The sequence below is a fragment of the Pseudomonas meliae genome, from assembly GCF_001400515.1.
In the GTDB taxonomy this organism is placed as follows: domain Bacteria; phylum Pseudomonadota; class Gammaproteobacteria; order Pseudomonadales; family Pseudomonadaceae; genus Aquipseudomonas; species Aquipseudomonas amygdali.
This window is the reverse complement of sequence record NZ_LJQT01000140.1, coordinates 1-4,296: the sequence shown is the minus strand read 5'-3', so window position 1 is coordinate 4,296 and position 4,296 is coordinate 1. Positions and strand designations below refer to the sequence as shown.

At 60.6% G+C, this 4,296-nt stretch carries 4 protein-coding genes; all 4 read right to left on the bottom strand.

Annotation, left to right across the window (positions count from 1 at the left end; all coding sequences use genetic code 11):
- Positions 1-101: 101 nt before the first annotated feature.
- Entirely contained in the window at positions 102-1,460 is a 1,359-nt protein-coding gene (locus ALO64_RS06225) for an LLM class flavin-dependent oxidoreductase (protein ID WP_044345048.1), read from the bottom strand.
- Entirely contained in the window at positions 1,460-2,665 is a 1,206-nt protein-coding gene (locus tag ALO64_RS06220) for an SfnB family sulfur acquisition oxidoreductase (protein ID WP_005743150.1), read from the bottom strand. The genes ALO64_RS06225 and ALO64_RS06220 overlap by 1 nt, the downstream gene beginning before the upstream one ends.
- Positions 2,666-2,690: 25 nt before the next feature.
- The gene (locus tag ALO64_RS06215; protein ID WP_234710448.1) at positions 2,691-3,863 is read right to left on the bottom strand and encodes an SfnB family sulfur acquisition oxidoreductase; all 1,173 of its coding nucleotides are present in this window, start codon (positions 3,861-3,863) and stop codon (positions 2,691-2,693) included.
- Positions 3,864-4,089: 226 nt separating this feature from the next.
- A partial coding sequence (locus ALO64_RS25900; RefSeq protein ID WP_217996267.1) for a hypothetical protein occupies positions 4,090-4,296 on the bottom strand: 207 nt, incomplete at its 5' end.

Sequence of the window (4,296 nt, the reverse complement as noted above, 5' to 3'; positions counted from 1 at the left end):
CGCTCCCACGGCCTTCGGCCAGAATCAAGAGCAGACTTATGTATAACGCCGAGCATTCTGCGTGGTAATGCCGTTCTGGACGCTCTGCGTCCGTTTGATAATCAAATACGCCGGTGCGCCGCTCCCGCGTGCCGTTTCGGCAATCGATCCGTACCTTCCGGAAACAGTTTTTTGCGCAGGCTGCCGTCTTCGTAATCGGTCTTGTAGGACCCGCGGCGTTGCAGCTCCGGGATCACCAGATCGATGAAGTCCTCGTAGCTCTCTGGCGTGACGATGCGGGTCAGGTTGAAACCGTCCAGGCCGGTTTCTGCAATCCACGATTCCAGCTCATCAGCGACCTGTTCAGGCGAGCCGACCAGGGTGATATAACGGCCGCCCAGCGCGTGCTGATCGAGTAGTTTCTGGCGGGTCCAGTCGTTGTTTTTCAGGTTTCTGGTCGCGGACTGAATGGCGTTGCTCTTCACGTATTGAATGGGTTCGTCCAGTTCGTATTCGGCAAAATCGATACCGGTCGACGCCGCAAAGTGCGCCACGCCAGCTTCGGCGCTGGCATGGTGGCGGTACTCGGCGTGTTTCTCCCGAGCCAGCGCCTCGGTCGCGGCGACAATGACGTTAAGGCCCATGAACACCTTGATGTCCTCCGGGTTGCGCCCGGCCTTCACTGCGCTGGCGCGCACCTTGTCTACCTGCTCGCGGGTCGCGGTTTTGTTCTGGCCGCTGATGAACACGCATTCTGCGTTCTGCCCGGCAAATTGCAGGCCGCGCTCCGAACTGCCGGCCTGAAACAGCACTGGCGTGCGTTGCGGTGACGGCTCGCACAGGTGGTAGCCCTCGACCTGATAGAACTCGCCCTGGTGCCGTACTTTGTGCACCTTGCCCGGCTGGGCATAGACGCGCTGCTCGCGGTCATTGATGACGGCATCGTCTTCCCAGCTGCCTTCCCAGAGCTTGTAGAGCACCTCCAGGTATTCATCGGCCTGATCGTAACGGCGGTCGTGCTCGTTCTGCTCGGTGAGACCCATGGCGCGCGCCGCGCTGTCGAGGTAGCCGGTCACGATGTTCCAGCCCACCCGGCCACGGCTCAGATGATCGAGTGTCGACATGCGCCTGGCGAACAGATAGGGCGCGTCGTAGGTCAGGTTGGCCGTCAGGCCAAAGCCCAGGTGTCTGGTCACGCCAGCCATTGCCGAAACCAGCAGCAGCGGGTCGTTGACCGGTAACTGGATGGCTTCCTTGAGGGTGACGTCCACCGAGTTTTGATAGACGTCGTACACGCCCACGATGTCGGCGATGAACAAACCGTCAAACAGACCACGTTCCAGCAGTTTCGCCAGCTCGGTCCAGTATTCCAGGCTGTTGAATTGCGTTGAGGTATCACGCGGATGCGTCCACAGACCATGATTGATATGGCCGATGCAGTTCATGTTGAACGCGTTGAGGAGGATCTTTTTACGCGCCATCAGATCGTCCCCCGCAACGGAGGGTTGGTGTCGTTGAGGTAGTAATTGCCGATGGCGTGAAACTTCCAGCGCACCGGGTCGTGCAGCGTATGAACGCGCGCATTGCGCCAGTGACGATCCAGGCCGTGTTCAGCCAGCGTTGACTGGCTGCCTGCCAGTTCGAACAACGTGCTGCCGGCCGCCAGGGAAATCTCCGTGCTGATGGCGCGGGCTTCGGCAACGGCTATCGAGGCGGCGGCCACGGTTTCGGCATTGCTGTCTGCCTGGGCAACGTCGAGAAACTCCCCGGCGCGCTCGAGCAGTGCTTCGGCGGCGTGCAGGCGAATACCCAGCTTGCCGAAGCTGTGCAGCGTCAGTGGGTCGTCCACGGCCTTTTCGATACCCGAGTCGATCCACGGCCGGGTGCGCGTCTGCACGAAGGTCAGGGCGTCCTCAAAGGCTGCGCGGGCGATGCCGGTGTCGATCGCCGCATGAAGAATCTGCGCAAGCGGCCCGACCGTAGTGGGGCGCTGGAAAGCGCTCTGGAACGGCACGACGTCGTTGGCGCGGACGTACACGTTGTCGAACAGCACCGAGCCGCTGCCCGTGGTGCGCTGCCCGAAACCGCTCCAGTCGTCGATGACGGTCAGGCCCTCGCTGTCATGCGCGACGAAAACCAGTTGCTGCACGCCTTCGTCGTCGATCACCGAGGTGGGAATACGTTGCGCGTACAGCGCGCCGGTTGCGTAGAACTTGCGGCCATTGATGCGATAACCGTCGCCGTCACGGGTCAGGCGAGTGGTGCGGTCATGTGCCGTTTTGGTTCCCAGTTCGGCCAGCGCGTTGCCGAACCGCACGCCAGCCAGCGCCTCGGCATACAGTTGCGCCTGTTGCTGCGGGTTGCCGTTCACGCGCAACACTTCGAGGGCATAGAAATGGTTTTGCGGAATCTGGCCCAGCGAGCCATCGGCTTCGGAAATCAGCTGTATCACCTTGGCCAGTGTAACGTTTGAAACACCCGCGCCGCCAAAGGCCTTCGGGACACTGATGCCCCACAGACCGGACTGACTGAACAGGTCGAGTTCGGCATGAGGCAAACGACGCTCGCGGTCGCGTTGTGCGCTGTCGGTCTTGAAGTGCAGGGCCAGTTCGCGGGCTGTTTGCAGGGCCTGAGCGTCACTGGTAATCAGCGCTGCGTTGTCGCGCGCCTGAAGGTTGGAACTCATCAAAGGTGTTCTCCAGTGGTCTGGTTCAGATCCAGGAATGGCGAGCAGGCAGGGTGCCGTTCAAATGCCAGGTGCCGACTGCGTGGTATTTCCAGCGCACCGGGTCGTGGAGGGTATGGACGCGTGCGTTACGCCAGTGGCGGTCGAGATTGAACTCGGCCAGGGTCGCGCGGCTGCCCGCCAGTTCGAACAGCTTTTCGCTGGCCAACAAGGAGATTTCGGTGGTCATTACCTTGGCACGCGCCACGGCAATGGAAGCGCGCGCTGCCGAGTGCTCGTCTATGGGCGCAGCGTTGATTTCGTCGAGTTCCTGACCCGCCTTGCGCAGTAAGGCTTCGGCGGCGTGCAGCTCAAGTTTCAGCTTGCCGATGTCGGCAATCACGTAGAGATCGTCGCTGGCACGCTCGACGTTGGCGTCGATCCACGGACGGGATTTCTCGCGAACGAACGCAATCGCATCATCAATTGCACCGCGAGCAATGCCCGCGTCTATCGCAGCCTGGATCAACTGCGATACCGCGCCCTGAATATTGGGCGTCAGGGCCAGACGCCAGTTGTCGACCACCTGCCCGGCGTCGACCGCAACGTTGTCGAGCAGCACGGTGCCGCTTGCGGTGGTGCGCTGGCCAAAGCCCGACCAGTCATCGACGATGCGCAGGCCCGGTGTGCCACGTTTGACGAAGGCCATGATCTGTCGGCCCTGATCATCCAGCGCCTTGACTGCGACCCAATGTGCAAACAGCGCGCCGGTGGAATAGAACTTTTGTCCGGTGATGGTCAGGCGGTCGCCATTGGCGGTGATCCGTGCCTTGAGTTCCAGCGTGTTTTTGGTGCCGCGTTCCGGCCCGGCGTTGCCAATGCGCCAGCCGTCCAGGACGCTCTGGAACAGTGTTTTTTTCTGCTGTTCGGTGGCGCTGCCCTGCAGCAGGTGCAGAATGCCGAACTGGTTTTGTGGAATTTGTCCCAATGCGGGGTCGGCAGCAGAAATGATCCTGAACACCTCGGCCACCGTGACGAACGATACTTGCGGCCCGCCGTACGCGCGCGGGATGGATATGCTGCCCAGTCCGCTGCGGGTGAATTGTTCGATTTCAGCCCACGGCAAAGCGCGTTGCCGGTCGCGGTTTGCAGCATTGATCCTGGCTGCCGCTGCCAGTTCATGAGCGGCTGCAATGGCCTCGGCGTCGTTTTGCAACACCTTGGCCGCAAGCAGTCGGGGAGCGACGTCAGGCTCTTGTGAAGCCTCGACGTGGTGGGCTGCTACCGCCGCCGGATCAGACTCGCGTCGCTCACCGTCAGTAGGTACAGCCCTGGGTTTATCCACAGGGGTAGTTGTGAAAGGGACCATCGGAACCTCGTAGCAGTAGACCGCATCAAGTGCGGCTGGAAAACATCACGATGTCCGGTGGTCCGGTATATATACCCTAAGCGTGTATAAAATTTTTTAAAACGTGCTTTTTGGAATAAGCATAGACAGTAATTGTCAGTCGTCTGCGTCCGTTCAGCGCCTCAACCGACGTCACCCGAGGTGCCAGACCGAGGTGCAGAATCAAATGCGAAATGAACACCGCTGACGCCTGCGCGATTTCGCCGTTTATTGCATGCGCGGCATAGGAGGGTGTAGACAAAAT

Excerpts from the sequence above, each read along its gene's own strand:
- ALO64_RS06220 (WP_005743150.1), bottom strand. The coding sequence starts at position 2,665 with ATGAGTTCCAACCTTCAGGCGCGCGACAACGCAGCGCTGATTACCAGT.
- ALO64_RS06225 (WP_044345048.1), bottom strand. The coding sequence starts at position 1,460 with ATGGCGCGTAAAAAGATCCTCCTCAACGCGTTCAACATGAACTGCATC.